The sequence below is a fragment of the Streptomyces sp. NPDC104581 genome, from assembly GCF_055583685.1.
The window spans coordinates 151,056-166,631 of sequence record NZ_JBVJNN010000012.1; the positions used below are offsets into that span (position 1 = coordinate 151,056).

General features: G+C 73.3%; 11 protein-coding genes. 5 read left to right on the forward strand and 6 right to left on the reverse strand.

The features are described 5' to 3' along the window. Positions 1-5: 5 nt before the first annotated feature. Complete coding sequence (locus tag ACZ61E_RS13085; RefSeq protein WP_469699699.1) at positions 6-1,076, reverse strand: carbohydrate ABC transporter permease; 1,071 nt, start codon at positions 1,074-1,076, stop codon at positions 6-8. A gap of 211 nt (positions 1,077-1,287) precedes the next feature. After that, positions 1,288-2,664, reverse strand: coding sequence for an ABC transporter substrate-binding protein (locus ACZ61E_RS13090; RefSeq protein ID WP_469699701.1), 1,377 nt, complete (start codon positions 2,662-2,664; stop codon positions 1,288-1,290). A 273-nt stretch (positions 2,665-2,937) separates the two neighbouring features. Here ACZ61E_RS13090 and ACZ61E_RS13095 point away from each other — a divergent pair, with 273 nt between their 5' ends. After that, positions 2,938-3,966 (forward strand): LacI family DNA-binding transcriptional regulator, encoded by a 1,029-nt coding sequence (locus ACZ61E_RS13095; protein WP_469699703.1) that lies wholly within the window; start codon positions 2,938-2,940, stop codon positions 3,964-3,966. 73 nt (positions 3,967-4,039) lie between these two features. On the opposite strand, the gene ACZ61E_RS13100 is transcribed toward ACZ61E_RS13095, so the two are convergent. Continuing rightward, the gene (locus ACZ61E_RS13100; protein ID WP_469699704.1) at positions 4,040-5,137 is read right to left on the reverse strand and encodes a medium chain dehydrogenase/reductase family protein; all 1,098 of its coding nucleotides are present in this window, start codon (positions 5,135-5,137) and stop codon (positions 4,040-4,042) included. A gap of 185 nt (positions 5,138-5,322) precedes the next feature. Between ACZ61E_RS13100 and ACZ61E_RS13105 the strand changes: the two genes are divergently transcribed. Continuing rightward, entirely contained in the window at positions 5,323-5,952 is a 630-nt protein-coding gene (locus tag ACZ61E_RS13105) for a histidine phosphatase family protein (RefSeq protein ID WP_469699706.1), read from the forward strand. A gap of 59 nt (positions 5,953-6,011) precedes the next feature. On the opposite strand, the gene ACZ61E_RS13110 is transcribed toward ACZ61E_RS13105, so the two are convergent. Continuing rightward, positions 6,012-10,754, reverse strand: coding sequence for a HEAT repeat domain-containing protein (locus tag ACZ61E_RS13110; RefSeq protein WP_469699708.1), 4,743 nt, complete (start codon positions 10,752-10,754; stop codon positions 6,012-6,014). A 414-nt stretch (positions 10,755-11,168) separates the two neighbouring features. On the opposite strand from ACZ61E_RS13110, the gene ACZ61E_RS13115 reads away from it, so the two are divergent. Both ACZ61E_RS13115 and ACZ61E_RS13120 read left to right on the forward strand, forming a co-directional pair. Then, positions 11,169-12,389, forward strand: a complete 1,221-nt coding sequence (locus tag ACZ61E_RS13115) for a Cmx/CmrA family chloramphenicol efflux MFS transporter (protein ID WP_469699710.1) — start codon at positions 11,169-11,171, stop codon at positions 12,387-12,389. Between the two features lie 27 nt (positions 12,390-12,416). Further along, entirely contained in the window at positions 12,417-13,181 is a 765-nt protein-coding gene (locus ACZ61E_RS13120) for a TetR/AcrR family transcriptional regulator (protein ID WP_469699712.1), read from the forward strand. A 185-nt stretch (positions 13,182-13,366) separates the two neighbouring features. Here the strand turns inward: ACZ61E_RS13120 and ACZ61E_RS13125 are convergent, their stop codons facing one another. Next, positions 13,367-13,702: a YnfA family protein gene (locus ACZ61E_RS13125; protein WP_469699714.1), complete on the reverse strand. Its 336-nt coding sequence runs from the start codon at positions 13,700-13,702 to the stop codon at positions 13,367-13,369. A gap of 78 nt (positions 13,703-13,780) precedes the next feature. Then, positions 13,781-14,548, reverse strand: a complete 768-nt coding sequence (locus ACZ61E_RS13130; protein WP_469699744.1) for a MerR family transcriptional regulator — start codon at positions 14,546-14,548, stop codon at positions 13,781-13,783. 189 nt (positions 14,549-14,737) lie between these two features. Here ACZ61E_RS13130 and ACZ61E_RS13135 point away from each other — a divergent pair, with 189 nt between their 5' ends. Further along, a complete protein-coding gene (locus tag ACZ61E_RS13135) occupies positions 14,738-15,460 on the forward strand; it encodes a Clp protease N-terminal domain-containing protein (RefSeq protein WP_469699716.1) in 723 nt (240 codons plus the stop codon). Positions 15,461-15,576 lie beyond the last annotated feature (116 nt).

The following is a 15,576-nucleotide window of genomic DNA, read 5'->3' on the forward strand; positions in this document are numbered from 1 at the left end:
CCTGGTCAGGACGTCGCGGACGGCGTGGACTTGGCCTTCTTCGCGGCCTTGGCGGCCCGTGCCGGCCGGCCCGCCTTGACGCGGGCGGCGACGCGCTGGAGGACGAAGACGAGGACGAGGATCAGGAACATGGCCCAGGCGATGGTCGCGGCCCGGCCCATCTGGTAGTTCTTCCAGCCCTCTTCGTAGAGGAGCAGTCCCAGCGTCTGGTACTGGTTGTCGGCGCCTCCGCTGATCCCGTTCGGTCCCTGCCCGAAGATCAGCGGCTCACCGAACAGCTGGGTCGCGCCGATCGTGGAGAGCACGATGGTGAAGACGATCGTGGCGCTGATGCCGGGGACGGTGACCTGGCGGAACTGCTGCCAGCGTGACGCGCCGTCGATGGCGGCGGCCTCGTAGAGGTCCCTCGGTATCGCCTGCATGGCCGCGAGATAGAGCAGGGCGTTGTAGCCGGTCCAGCGCCAGATGACGATGGCGGAGATGGCGAACTGGGCGGGCCATTTCTGGTTCTCCCAGTCGACGTTCTCGACGCCGAAGAAGCTCAGGCCCCAGTTGATCATGCCGAAGTCGCGCTCGAAGAGCATGGTGAAGACGAGTGCGGCGGCGGCGATGGAGGTGGCGTACGGGGTGAGGACGGCGACCCGGAAGAACGTGGAGCCACGGAGCCGGTAGTTGAGGAGATGGGCGAGGACCAGCGCCATCAGCAGCTGCGGGACGGTGGAGATGACCCCGATGGTGAAGGTGTTGGTCAGCGCGTTCCAGAACCGCTCGTCGTCGATGAGTTCGGTGAAGTTGGCGAGCCCCTGCCACTCCATCATGTCCATGGTGGACAGCTCGACGCGGTGCAGCGAGATCCAGAAGGTGTAGATGAGCGGGTAGAGGCCGAAGGCCCCGAAGATCAGGAAGAACGGGGCGATGAAGGCGTAGGGCACCGCCCGTACGTCGAGCCGGTGCAGGATGTTGCGTCGCGACTGGCCGGAGGCCGTGCCGCGGCCGGCGCCGCCCTTCCCGGTGGAGCCGTCCGGTGTCGGGGGCGGCTGCCCGTCGGTGCGGGCTGCCGGGGTGGAGGTGGCCACGCGGGGCGTCCTTCCTTGGGGTTCGTGAGGTGCTGGTTCGTGAGGTGCTGGTGCATGAGGTGCTGATGCGTGAGGTGCTGGTGCGTGCCGGTGCTGGTGCGTGCCGGTGCTGGTGTGCGGCTTGCTGGAGGGGCGGGGACCGGGTCTCCGGTGGGTGACCCGGCGGCCGGGCCGGTCAGGGGCGCCGGCCGCCGGGTCCTCCCCCGTGGACTCAGCGCGTGAGCTTCTTGATGCGCTCGTCCGTCGTCTTCCACGCCTCGTCGGGGCTCTTGCCCTGGCCCTCGATCAGCTGGAGGCCGGAGGAGAACGTGTCCTTGATCGTGCCGTCCTTGCGTCCGAGGACCTGCTCGTCCGGGATCTCCTTGGCCGCGTCACCGAAGATCTGGCCGATCGGCGCGTCGCTGAAGTACTCGGACTTGCCGTTGGCGACCTCGGGTATGTCCAGTGCCGCCTGGGAGGAGGGGAAGTTGCCGAGCTTCTCGAAGATGACGGCCTGCTGCTCGGGCGCGGTCAGCCAGGCGATGAGGTCGGCGGCCTCCTCCTTCACCGGACTGTTCTCCATCACCCCGAGGAACGCGCCGCCCCAGTTGGCGCCCTTGGGCGCCCTGGCGACATCCCACTTGCCCTGGTTCGCGGGGCCGGCCTTCTCGCTGATGTGCGCGAGCATCCACGCCGGACAGACCGCCGTGGCGAAGGTGCCGTTGGCCAGTCCGGGGTCCCAGCCGGGCTGGAACTGCCGCAGCTTGGCGGTCAGTCCGGACTCGGCGGCGTCGGCGGCCAGCTTCCAGGCGTCCTTGACGACGGGGTTGTCGTTGTAGATGAGTTCGCCGTCCTTGTCGTAGAACTGCTTCTCATCGCCGTAGATCATCGCGTTGAACAGGCCGCTGGAGCTGTCCATGAAGGCGACCTTGGCCTTCTTGTTGCCCTCCTTGAAGTCCCGGCCGACGTCGACGTACTTGGACCAGTCGCCCGCCCACAGCTTCTCCACCTCGGCGCGCTCGGTCGGCAGACCGGCCTGCTCGAAGAGGTCCTTGCGGTAGCAGACCGCCATCGGGCCGATGTCCGTGCCCAGTCCGAGCAGCTTGCCGTCCTCGGTCGTGACCTGGCTCGACTTCCACGGCAGGAAGTGGTCGAGGCCGGGGGTCTTGGACAGGTCGGCGAACTTGTCCGAGCGGGTGTCGACCAGCTCCTTGGCCCGGCCGATCTCTATGCCCTGGATGTCCTTGAGGCCGCTGCCCGCCGCCAGATGGGTCTGGAGCGCGGTGTAGTACGTCTGCTCGTCGCCGGCCACGTCGGCCTCGATGAGGATGTCGGGGTTCTCCTCCATGTACCGGTCGAGGAGCCCCGACTCCTTGAACCCCATGACGCCGAACAGCCCCATGCTGATGACGGTCTTGCCGTCCTTCGTCTTCGCCTCGCCCGTGTCACCGCCACCTCCGCAGCCGGCGACGAGGACGAGGGACAGACCGGCCGCCGCGACCGCGGCGAGCGTCGGAACACGCTTCGGGGACCGGTTGCGGGAACGGTGCGGGAAGCGGGACGGGAGAGCGGAGAGGGTGGATCCGAAGCGATGACGGGCGGTGCCCATGTGCTTCCTCCTTGCGGGGCGCTCGACGCGCCGAAAGTGACTCAACTGAACACACCGGACGCGGGCCCGGCATCCGGTGAACGGGATAATGGGAGCGCTCCCAGTCGGTTGTGGAAGACTCTGCGGAGAACGTCGCACCGTGTCAAGAGTTGAAGACGTTTCCGTTGCCCGGAGATGTCCGGCGCCGACCGGTGCGCCGTGGTGCGTCGCGGGTCAAGTGCCCTGCGCAGGCGGGAACAGGGCGGCCCTCCGGGGCGGAGACGAGGAGAAGCGTTGAGCAGCCGTAAACACCGAGGTCAGCGGCCAACTCTTGAAGCAGTCGCGGCGCTCGCGGGGGTGGGGCGCGGGACGGTCTCGCGGGTCGTCAACGGGGCTCCGGGCGTCAGCGCGAAGGCCCGCGCCGCGGTCGAGACGGCCATCACGAAGCTGAATTACGTACCCAACCCGGCGGCGCGCAGTCTCGTCACGAGCCGGACGGACTGCGTCGCGCTGGTGATCCCCGAGTCCGAGAGCCGGCTGGCGGCGGAGCCGTACTTCTCGGCCGTGATCCGAGGCGTGAGCACGGAACTGGCCGACACCGAGATGCAGTTGCTGCTCATCCTGGTGCGCGACCGGCGCGAACTCGACCGGCTGACGCGCTTCGCGGCGGCGCGCCGGGTGGACGGCGTCCTGCTGGTCTCGATCCACGACGACGACCCGCTGCCGGGCCTGCTCGAAGAGATGCGGATGCCGACCGTCCTGGCGGGCCGGCGCTCGCCCGACGAGTCGCTGAGCCATGTCCACTCCGACAACGTGGGCGGCGCCGCGACAGCCGTACGGCACCTGATCGACGCCGGACGCACGACGATCGCGACGATCACCGGCCCGCTCGACATGGACGTCGGCAACAGCAGGCTCAGGGGCTGGCGCGAGGCGCTGTCCGAGCGGGGCACGGCGCCGGACGAACGGCTCGTCGCGGTCTCGGACTTCACCGAGGAGGGCGGCCGTACGGCGATGCGCGACCTCCTCGACCGCGCCCCGGGGATCGACGCCGTGTTCGCGGCGTCGGACGTCATGGCGGTCGGCGCGCTGACCGAACTGCGCGAGCGGGGGCGCCGGGTGCCCGACGACGTGGCGGTGATCGGGTTCGACGACTCGGTCATCGCCCGGCACACGACACCGGCGCTGACCAGCGTGCGTCAGCCCATCGAGGCGATCGGCCGCTCGATCACGAGACTGCTCCTGGAGGAGATCGCCGACCCGTCGACGGCCCACCGGCAGTTGCTGCTTCCGACGACGCTGGTGGTGCGGGACTCGGCGTGAGGGCGGGGCCGTTCGCGGGGGCCGCGTCCGGTGCCGGCCGGGCCCGGGGCCCGGCGGTGGTGTACCGGCCGGTCTACGCGGGGCTCCCGCCGGCGTCGCCGCCATCACCGGTCCCGGCGGCGTCCGGGACCAGTACGACCTTTCCGGTGACGGTGCCGGACTCGGCCAGGGCCATCGCGTCGGCGGCCCGCGACAGCGGTACGCGCGCCGCCACCCGCGCGGTGATCGCCCCGTCGGCGAGCAGGGTCAGCACCTCGGTGAGGTCGGCCCGGAGCCGGGCCCGGAAGGCGTCGGCGCGCCGCTTGCCCGCCCAGATGTTGTAGAAGTGGGCGTGCCTGCCGTTGGGCAGCGCGTTCCAGAGCTGGAGCCGGCCGACGACCTTCAGGATGGGCCACTTGGACGAGCCCGCCACGTCGCGGGTGGAGGCCGTGCCGTACGAGACGAGTGTGCCGCCGGGGGCGAGGAGCCCGAACGAGGTGACCACGCCCTCGCCGCCGACGTGGTCGAATACCGCGTCGACCCCGTCCGGGGCGATCCGGCGGACCTCGGCGGCGAGGTCGTGCGTGCGGTAGTCGACGGGGACGGCGCCCAGCTCCCGGACGGCTTCGAGGTGCCGGAGCGAGGCCGTGCCGATGACGCGCGCGCCGGCGCGGCGGGCGAGCTGCACGAGGGTGGATCCGACGCCGCCGTTCGCTCCCAGTACGAGCACGGTCGCGCCCGCCCCGACCCGGGCGACGCGGTGCAGCATCTGCGTCGCGGTGATGCCGTTGACCACCAGGGTCTCGGCCTCGGCCGGGTCGACGCCGGCGGGCACCTCGACCAGATCGGCCGCCGGTACGAGCAGATGGCTCGCCCAGGCGCCGGTCTTGGTCAGTACGGCGAACCGGCGCCCCACGAGCGCGGCGTCCCCGCCGGGCCCGACCGACGCGACGGTGCCCACCACGTCGTAGCCGGGTACGAAGGGGAAGGGCGGCTGGTCGAAGTACTTCCCCCGCCGCATCTGCTGTTCGGCGAAGGAGACGCCGGCGGCCTCCATCACCAGGAGGACCTGCCCGGGCCCGGGAGCCGGTACGGGCCGCTGCCGGATCTGGAGTCCCGCCGCTTCCACGACCCCGGGAAGGACGACCTCGGTCAGCACTGCCCGGTCGCCCGCCTGCCGCGTTTCGTTCATGACACTCGACCCCTTTGATCATCACGCTTCAGTTAGAATCTATAACCAAAGTGTTGGCCCATTGCCGCGCGCTGTCAAGCGGGGTCCGAGCGGGCCGGGGAGAACGGGGCGGAACCGGGCGGGGGCGGACACGCGTCCCTCAGCCGTGTCCGCATGATCAACCACACCGCCGGAGGACCACGCGCATGCCCGGAACAGCCATCCGCCATCTCTATCTGGCGCGGCACGGTGAGGCCTCGGCCGACGAGAGCGACCTGACCGACAACGGCCGCCGACAGGCCGTACTGCTCGGCGAGCGGCTGCGGGGCAGCCCGCTCTCGGCGATCCATCACGGACCGCTGCCGAGGGCGGAGCGGACCGCCCGGCTGATCCGGGAGCAACTGGGCTACATTCCCTGCGAGTTGGTGCCGTCGGAGCCCGCCGGTGACTACATCCCGTACGTTCCGCGGGAGGCGGAGCTACCGGCGGACTCGGCCGCCGCCATGCTCGGGCGCCTGGCCGAGTTCCCCGCCGAGGACCGCCTGCGCGGGCCGGATCTGGCCAAGGCGGCACTGGCACGGTTCACCGGGCCGGTGGAGGGCGACGAGCCGCGCCACGAGCTGGTCGTGACCCACAACTTCCTCATCGGCTGGCTGGTCCGTGACGCCCTGGACGCCCCGCCCTGGCGCTGGATGGGGCTCAACCACTGCAACGCGGCGCTGACCGTCATCCGCTACGCGCCGGACCGGCCGTCGTCGGTACTGCTCTACAACGACATGGGTCATCTGCCGGCCGAACTCCGCTGGACGGGCTTCCCGGCGGAGTCCCGCGTCTGATCAGCGCACCGTGCGCACCGGTGCGGAGCCGTGCCGGTGCCCGCTCGCCGGGCGGGGCCTCACGTCGCACGCCCCTGCGCTCCCGCTCCCTCCGTGGGCGTCGCCGTGGCGGTCGTCCGCGTCTTCTCCGTGACCGTCCGCGTGGTCTCCTCCGTGGCCGTCCGCGTGGTCTCCTCCGTGGCCGTGATCCGGTCGAGCACGGTGGTGTAGGCCGACCGCTTGTCGGGGCGGGCGTGGTCCGCCGCGTGCCGGAGCGCGGGGACGGCCCGCCGGCCGATATGCGCGAGACCGTCGACCGCCGCCGCGCGCACGGCCGGGTGAGGGTGGTCGAGCAGCGCGACGATCGCCGGGGCGGCGGGCTCCCAGGCCGCGTGGGTGAGGGTGCGGACAGCAGAGCGCACCACGTCCGGCTGCGCGTCGCCCAACAGCGCCGCCGTATGGCGGAGGTAGGTCTCCCGGTCGAACAGCGCACGGGAGGTCCGGTGCGCGTGGAGCCGGACGCGGGGCCGGGGATGGTGCAGCAACTCGTCGATGAGCGCACACAGTTCGGGGTCGTCGCCGGTCCCCGGCGAAGCGGGCCCACGGGGTGACCGCGCGTCGCGGCCGGGGTGTTCCGCGGCGAGCCGGGTGAGCGCCCGGCGGATCTGGTCGGGGCCGCCGGTACGGGCCAGAAGCAGCAACTCCCGCCGGGAGGGCTCGTCTTGGACTTCGACCGGCGCCGTCGACCTCGCCCGCTCACCGGTGTCCTGTCGTCCGGCGCCGGGGTCGCGCAGCGGCCCGTCGACCAGGCGGAGGCTGTCCGCGAGGGCGTCCCGGCCCGCGGCGCGCAGCCTGCGGCGGATCTCGGTGAGGGCGGGCGTGCGGAGCAGCGTACGACCGGCGAGCAGGTCGAGGTACCCCCAGGCGCCCGCGTCGATCCGCTCGCCGAGGACGACGGCGAGCGTATCGGCCGGTACGGCGTCCAGGACGGGCCGCACGGCTCGCGGAGCCCGCTGCCACCACTCCAGGAGCCGCGGTACGAGCGGCTGGAGCGCGGACGGGTCGAGCTGTCCGGCCAGCCGGGCCAGTCGCTCGTACCGGATCCCGGCGCCGTCGCCCTCCGCGTCCGCGAGTGCGGCGAGCGGACCGGGCGGTTCGGCGTCGGCCGGGAGAGGGACATCGACGTCGACACGGCCGTGGAGATACGCGCGCAGCACAGCCGAACGGAGGTCCGGATCGGGCCACTTGAGCAGCGCGAGGGCGGCGGTGCGGCGCCGGCCCGGGTCGGTGGAGTCGAGCATGTGCAGCAGCCGCGCGCGCAGGGCCGCCGAACGCGGCTGATCCAGATCGTCGGCGCGTACCGTACGGCTCGTCGCCGACGCTCCGGCCGCACCCTCGGCGACGGTCTCGCCCAGGGTCCAGGGCGGCGTGTCCAGGGGCTGGAGTGCCGTCATCCAGTCGAGGAGCACGGACCGGGTCACGGTGTCGGCGGCGGGGTACGCGTCGGCCAGCGCGGCCAGTCGGGCACGGGAGTCGGGCCTCGTCCCGCCCGGTCGTGACTCCTCGGCCCGGCGGAACCGCTCCGCCTCGGACGGTCCCCGCACGGCGGCGCCCAGTTGGGCGCGCCACGCCCGTGCGTCCGCCGCGAGAGCCACGTCCGTGATCCCGAACGCCTCGCGCAGCACGGCGAGTTCGGGCTGTCCCGCCCGTGTCTCCCGTCCGCCGGCAGCCCACCCGCCGGCCGCCGCTTCGAGCGCCCGGTCCAGGTCGGTACGGGTGAGGACCGCGCCGCAGTGGCGCAGCAGGGTCAGCGTCCGTGCGGGTGCGGAGCCGGGCAGCGCGCGTACGGCTTCGGCCACGGCCCGTTTCTGGGTCGCCGGCAGTGTGGGCGCCACCTCTTCGAGCACGCGCACCAGGTCCCGCCCGCCGTCGTCCCAGCTCGCGGCGTCCGTCAGAGACCCGAGCAGCAGCGGGGTGGACCGCGCGTACGTCCGCCGCTCGGCGTCCGAGAGCGGCGGCGGGCAGATCCTGAGCGCCGCGCGCACCAACCGCGTCCGCGCCGGGTCCCGTGTCTCGTCGGCCAGGGCGAGCCAGTCCGCCAGCGTCGGCCGCAGCCGGTGCGACCGGTGGGGCGCGGGCGGTCCCCCGCGCCCGGCGATCCGGAGCGCGATCGCGGGCCGCCAGCCGCCGGACTCCAGCGCGGCGATGTCGGCGCCGGGGGAGATCGTCGCGCCGTCCGCCGTGGGCCCGGCGAGGCACTCGCTCAGCAGCCGGCGGGCGCGCGGTTCGTCCGCGCGGTCGACGGCCGCGCGCAGCGTCGCCTCGAAGGCGTCGCCGAGGATGGCCCGCAGGGCGTCGGCGAGCGCGGTCCTGAACCCCGGATTGTCGTGCCGCTCAAGCCAGTTGAGCAGGCGGGGCACGGCCGCGGGGGTGCCCGCGCGGACCAGCACCCCGGCCGCGGTCTTCTTGATGTTCATGTTCGCGTGGTCGAGGCAGGCGGCGATCGCGCCCGCCGCCCACCGGGCCCGGGCGTGGCCGAGGGCGAGCAGCGCCTGCCGTACGGTCCGGATGTCGTCGGCCGCGGTCAGGGTCAGCAGGCTCGCCGAGAGCGCCCGAGCGTCGGCGCCGTCGGAGTCCCGGGCGAGCAGCGCGATCACGTGTTTCCGCAGCCGGGGGTCGCGGTGGCGGAGCAGCCGGTGCACGCGCGGCCGGGTGTGCGGGTAAGGGATCCGGGTGAGCAGTTCGAGGAGGATCGCCCGCTCGCCGTCGGCCGGCCCGGGACGGTCGAGCAGGTCGAGGACCGTCGTCGCGGCGAGCGCGTTGCCCGCCGCCTCCGCGTCCGCGGCGTCGAGCAGGCAGACCGGCCGGATCCTGCGCCGTGCGTGGAGCCTGCGGCCGAGATCGCGTACGGCTTCCAGGACTTCTCCGGGAACGACGGGCTCACCGGTCGCCCCCTGGCCGGTGCCCCCTCCTTCCGGCTGCCGGTACGGCGGCCGTTGGGCCAATGTCCTTTCCGCCAGGGCGAGTTCGGTGACGATACGCAGAAGGAGGTCGCCGATGACCGGGACGGTGCCCGCGCCGCCGTGGGCGGCCAGCCCGCACAAGGCGGCCACCGGCTCGTCCAGGTTCGCGCGGGCGCCGAGCAGAGCCAGCTCTTCCTCGTCGGGGCCGCCGAGATCGGCGGCGATCCGTGCGGGCAGTTCGGCGGGGTCGAGACGTACGAGAAGGGCACGGCGGTCCGCAGGGTCCTCGGTGAGCTGCCAGAGCAGTTCGAGTGCCCGGTGCCGTACGGCGCGCAGGTGCGGTGCGACCGTCCCCGGCGGGAGGTGCGGCGCGATGACGCCCCCGCCGTCGGCCGCGGCGAGGCCGAGCCCTTCCCGCAGCGCGGACACGGTCCGCCGTCCCCCGACGGCCTCCAGGGTGCGCAGGGCGGCCGTGGGCTCGGTCGCCAGGCGGGCCAGTACCGCGGCTTCGGCGGGCGTGTGCCGCAGCGCGCGCAGCGCGTCGAGGAACGGCCGCGGGGACGAAGCCGCTTCGAGCGGCAGGGTTTCGAGCGTACGGGTGACGGCGTCGCCCACCGGAAGTTCGCCCGGTTCGCCCGCGGCACCGGTGCCCTGCTCCGCCAGCGCGACCAGCAGGGCGAGTCTGCGCGGCCAGCTCGGATCGTCGGCCGGGGCGTCGGTCAGCAGCCGGAACATGTCCTGTCGGCAGGTGAACAGGATCGTCGCCGTCTCGGACGGCGCGATGGCGTGGTCGGCCAGCGCGAGGGCGATGACGGCGGGCACGTCGGGGGCGGTCACGAAGTGGCCGCGCCGGTGGAGCCCGCGCAGGCAGGCCACGGCCGGCTCGCCGAACAGCAGCGGGTCGCGGCCGGCCACCTCCGTCAGCTCGCGGATGTCGTCACGTGTCGCGAGCCCGCCGAGCAGTTCCAGCGCCCGGCGGCGCGGCCGGGGCGGCAGGTCCGGGTCCTCGACGATCCGCCGCAGCGCGCCCCCGTGGCCGTGCCGGGCGAGCGCGGTGAGCGCGGCGTCGGCCACCTCGGGCTGTTCGGCCGCCCCGGCGGCGGTCAGGAACCCGGCCGGACGGTGCGGCGGCAGGGGCTCCAACACCGCCCAGGGCTCGGAGAGTTCGGTCAGCGCGGCGACGACGGTCGCGGACCCCGGGGCGCGTTCGGTGTCGGGATCGAGCAGCCGCACCAGATGGGCGCGGACGAACGCGACCGGGAGGGTTCCGGCGTGCAGTCCCTCCCTGGCCAGCCGCAACGACTCGCCCACCAGCACCGGGTCGCCGCTCTCCCACAGCTCGGCCACGAGCCGGCGCGGCCGGCGGACGTCCGCGATGCCCGTCCCGCGTACGGCCTGGCGGAGCGTCTCGCCCGCGGGCTCGCGGCGTACGAGCGCCGGGTCGTTGGCGATCTCGGCGCGCAGCCAGGCGATCCGTACCCGTGCGGGGAGCGCGGCGGCGCGCCACGGCGGGACGCGGTCGGCGAGGGCGTAGGGCAGCGGAGCGTACGGTCCGAGGCGCGCGTACAGCTCGGCCAGGACGAGCGTGTCCTCCACCGACCGGTCGGGGTGGGCCGCCGCCGGCATCGCCATGGGCAGCAGTGTGGCGGCAGGTGGCCCGCACGCCTCGGCGTGACCGCCGACGACGGCGACGTGCTCGTGGAGCGACACCAGGCCCAACGACCTTACGCGCGCGTCCTCGTGGCGCAGAAGCCGTTCGAGGACCTCCGGCGGGCAGCCCGCCGGATCGACCAGCCGGGCCAGCCGGCGGACGTCGGCCCGCCGGAACGCGTCCTCGAATGCTTCGTCCCCCGGCGTCATGAGCGTCGATACTAAGGGCTGGAGGTCGAGAGGCGGGGCTGGTACCTTGCCGATCATGAGCAGCCCCGAGTCCGACAGACCCGGGCCACCGGTCGCCGGTGGCTGATCCGTCGTCGAGTTGACGCCGTACGACCTCTCCGGTCGTGGGCGAGCGCCCGGTGAGCGCCGCTGCCACCGGTCCACCGTCGCGTGGGCCGCTCCCGACACGCTTCGTGTCCTCTGATCCGTTCAAGTCCTCCGGCTGTCCGCCCGTGAACCCACCGGGCTGTCACGTCAGTTGACGGTGCTCTCGGATCTCCGCCGTGTCGCCGCACGCCATGACGAACCGTCATGGCGCGCCGGGTGCGGCCCGCCTCCCCCTCGCGCGTTCGCGCACTCCTGCTCGACTCCCGCTGTCTTCCATGGGGTTCCTTCATGCCATTCGCCGTGTACGTGCTCGGGCTCGCCGTCTTCGCCCAGGGCACCTCCGAATTCATGCTGTCCGGGCTCGTCTCGGGCATCGCGACCGACCTTGATGTGTCCATTCCCGACGCCGGGCTCCTGACCTCGGCGTTCGCCGTGGGGATGGTGATCGGCGCGCCGCTGATGGCGCTGTTCAGCCGTCAGTGGCCGCGGCGCCGGGCTCTGCTGGTCTTCCTGACCGCGTTCGTGGCCGCACACGTCGTGGGCGCGCTCACCCCCGGTTACGAGGTGCTGCTCGCGACCCGGATCGTGGGAGCGCTGGCGAACGCCGGGTTCTGGGCGGTCGCCCTGGTCGCCGCGGTCGCGATGGCCGGGCCGGGCGCACAGGCACGTGCCACGTCCGTCGTGGTCGGCGGGGTCACCGTGGCCTGCGTGGTGGGGGTGCCCGCCGGGGCGCTGTTGGGCGAGCATCTGGGGTGGCGGGCCGCGTTCTGGGCGGTGGCGCTCGTCTCGCTGCCGGCCCTGGTGGCGATCGTGACGTCGGTCCCGGACGGGCGGGCCGCCACGTCGGACGCCCCCGAAACTGCCGTCGCCGCAACCGACGTGCCCGAAACCCCCTCGGTACGCGCGGAGTTGCGCTCGCTCACCGGCCGACGCGTGCTGCTCACCCTGCTGACGATGGCGCTCGTCCAGGGCGCGACGTTCTGCGCCTTCTCCTACCTCGAACCGCTGGCCACCCGCGTCACCGGACTCGCCGCCGGGTGGGTGCCCGCCCTGCTGGCCCTGTTCGGGGTGGGGTCGCTCGTCGGCGTCACCCTGTCGGGCCGCGTCGGCGACGCGCGCCGGGGCACGTTCGTCGTGGCCGGCATGGCGTCTCTGGCGCTGGGCTGGGTCGCGCTGGCGCTGGGTGCGGTGAGCCCGCCGGCCACGGTCGCGCTTGTCCTCCTCCAGGGGATGCTGGCGTTCGGCACGGGGTCGGCGATGATCTCGCAGGTGTTCCAACTGGCCTCGGGGGCCCCGACCCTGGCGGGTTCGTTCGCGACGGCCGCCTTCAACGTCGGTGCCGCGGCGGGCCCGTGGCTCGGCGGGCTCGCCATCGACGCGGGCTTCGGATTCCGGTCGCCGGTGTGGGTGAGCGGGGCGCTGACGGCCCTCGCCCTGGCCACGGCCGCCGCCACCCGTCTCGCTTGCCCGCCTTCCTTCACGAAAGCTACAGTCGCCATGAAAAGCTAGACCCTCTCAACAACGGAAGGCGCGCCCGTGCCGGTCGGCAAGGACAGTCCTCGGCAGCGCTACCGCCACCACGTACGCGCGGAGATCAAAGAGGCCGCGCTCCGGCAGATCGGCGAAGGCGGGCCGGCGTCGCTCAGCCTCAACGCGATCGCCCGGGAGCTGGGGGTCACCGGACCGGCGCTCTACAAGTACTACGCCGGCCGGGACGCCCTGCTCACCGAACTGATCCTGGAGGGGTACGAGAGCGTCGCCGCCGCCGTACGGGCCGAGGCCGCGCGGACGGCCGAGCGGCCGGCGCGGGAGCGGTTGCACGCGCTGGCCGGCGTGTACCGGCGGTGGGCCGTCGACGCCCCGCACCTGTACCAGCTGCTGGCGGGCTCGCCGTCGCCCGGCTACGAGGCGCCCGCCGAGACCGTCGACAGCGCGCGGGCGGTCCTCGGCCCGTTCCTGGGGGTGCTGGCGCAGGGCTCCGCCAGGCCGGCGGCCGGCGCGCTGGAGGCCGAGATGCGGGCGTGGGCGCGGAGCACACCGGCGGTCGCCGACTGGGTGCGGGAGAACGCGCCCGGCGCGGATCCCGGCCGGGTCCTGGCCGGGTCGGTCGTCGTCTGGTCGCGGATGCACGGAGTGGTAAGCCTGGAGATCCAGGGGCAGTTCGGGGGCATGGGTCACCGCGGGAGCACCCTGTTCACCTCGGAGATCGACGCGCTCGCCGACGCGCTCGGGCTGCCGCAGGACCCGGCTCCCGGTCGCGATCTCCCTCCTGCCCGGGGAGCAGGGCACCGACGGGAGTGACAGCACGCGCGGCGGCCAGGGGCCTGTCCCCGGTCCGCCCCGTTCACCCGGCTTCGCGACCCGGCGCACGAGCGCACGACCGGTGAACGGCCGGAGCCGGTCCGCCGCGCGCCTCGCCGCGCGCCCGCCACGGGCCGACGTCCCCGCCGCCCTCCGCCACTCGGGTCGATCCGCCCGGAAGCGGCTCAGTGGCCACGCGGGGCGTACATGATGACCGCCATCCCGGCCAGGCAGACCAGCGCGCCGGCGACGTCGTACCGGTCCGGGCGGTAGCCGTCGGCGACCATGCCCCACGCGATCGACCCCGCGACGAAGATGCCGCCGTACGCGGCGAGGATCCGGCCGAAGTCGTCGTCGGACTGGAAGGTGGCGAACACCCCGTACAGACCCAGCGCGACGACACCTGCGCCGATCCAGATCCAGCCCCTGTGTTCACGGACGCCCTGCCAGACCAGCCACGCGCCCCCGATCTCGAACAGCGCGGCAACGGCGAACAGGGCGAGGGAGCGGGCGACGAGCACGACAGGGACTCTCCGGAGCGGAAGGGACAGGCGGTCAGGCGGTCAGGCGGTCAGGCGGTCAGGTCAGGCCGCTACGTGTCAGGCGGTCGGGCCGAACAGGTCGGCGAGCAGCGCGGCCCCGTCGTCCGGCGCGCGGACCTCCAGGTGCAGTCGCGGGCCGTCGAGATGAAGGCGGAAGTCCATGAACGGGCAGCAGCGCTGCTCGGCCGCCGCCAGTTCCGCGATCCGCGCGGTCCGCTCGATCGGCAGGGTCAGCCGCATCCCCTCGGGCAGGGCCGTCCGTACGGCGCCGCCGACAGCGTCGTGCCACTGAAGGGTCCGCTCGCCGAGACCCTCGCCGTCCAGCGAGCAGGCCACCGGCGCCGTGCGCCAATCCTCCGCATCGGACGCCCGGCGGCCGGGCGACAGGGCCACGTCCACCAGCCGCGTACCGGCCGTGGGCGAAGCCGGCGGGGAGAGGAAGCCGCACTGGGGATCACAGGGACTCGCACGGTCGGGCAGTGTGTCCAGGTGCCCCAGCGCCGTGTGCAGGGAGGCGGTGAACGCGGCCAGCTCGGCGGCCCGGGACTCCGCCGCGGCGAGGCGGGTGGCGATCCGGGGGCGCAGGTCGGCCTTGACGTCCCGGCAGGCACCGGCCTCCCACACCCCGAGCAGCTCGCCGATCTCCCCCAGCGGCAGCCCCAGGTGCTTGGCCGCGCCGATGAACGCAAGCCGCTCGACCGCGGCTTCGCCGTACACCCGGTGACCCGCCCGGGTCCGCCCGGCGGGCAGCAGCCCGGCGCTCTCGTAGAAACGCAGGGTGGTGGCCGGAACGCCGGAGCGCTCGGCAAGCTCGGAGATCCGCATCGTGCTCACGCCTCGACGGTAGACCTTCGACCCGGGTCGAAGGTCAAGCCGGAACCCGGACCGGCGTCCTCCGCCCGACCGCTGTTGTGCCGAAGGCGGGCCGGCCCCGGGGGAGCCGGAGCCAGCCGGACGCGAACCAGCGTCAACGGCGGGTTGACACTCCCGAGAGCGTCAACCTAGGGTTGACACATGACGCATCCCATCCGGCTCGACGATCTGATCGAAGCCATCAAGAAGGTCCACACCGACGCTCTCGACCAGCTCTCCGACGCGGTCATCGCCGCGGACCATCTCGGCGACGTGGCCGACCATCTGATCGGTCACTTCGTCGACCAGGCACGACGCTCCGGCGCCTCATGGACCGACATCGGGCGCAGCATGGGGGTCACCCGGCAGGCCGCGCAGAAGCGGTTCGTCGCGAAGACCCCCGGCGAGGGAACGGACCTCGACGCCAGTCAGGGGTTCAGCCGCTTCACCGAGCGGGCCAGGAAGGTGGTGATGGCCGCCCAGGAGGAGTCCCGGGCCGCGGGGAACGACCAGACCAGGCCGGAGCACCTCACGCTCGGGCTGCTGAGCGAACCGAAGGGTATCGGCGCGCGTGCGATCGCCGCGCAGGGCGTGACCCCCGAGGCCGTACGCGAAGCGGTCGGGGCGATCCTGCCGCCGGCCGTCCCGAGCGTGCCCGAACTGATCCCGTACGACGCGGGGGCGAAGAAGGCCCTGGAACTCACCTTCCGTGAGGCCCTGCGCATGGGACACAACTACGTCGGGACCGAGCACATCCTGCTCGCCCTGCTGGAGCTGGAGGACGGCAAGGGGGTGCTCAGCGGGCTCGGTGTCGACAAGCCGGCCGTGGAGGCGTTCACTTCCGAGGCGCTGGCCGCCGTCATCGCGGCGCAGGAGGACGAGTAGTCCGCGGCGGGCGCTCCGTGAGGAGACGGCTCACGGCCGGCCGGTCCCGGCGCACATCGAGGGGGTGCGCCGGGACCGGCCGGCGTGCGTAGGTACGGGACACCCGGGGCGGCGTA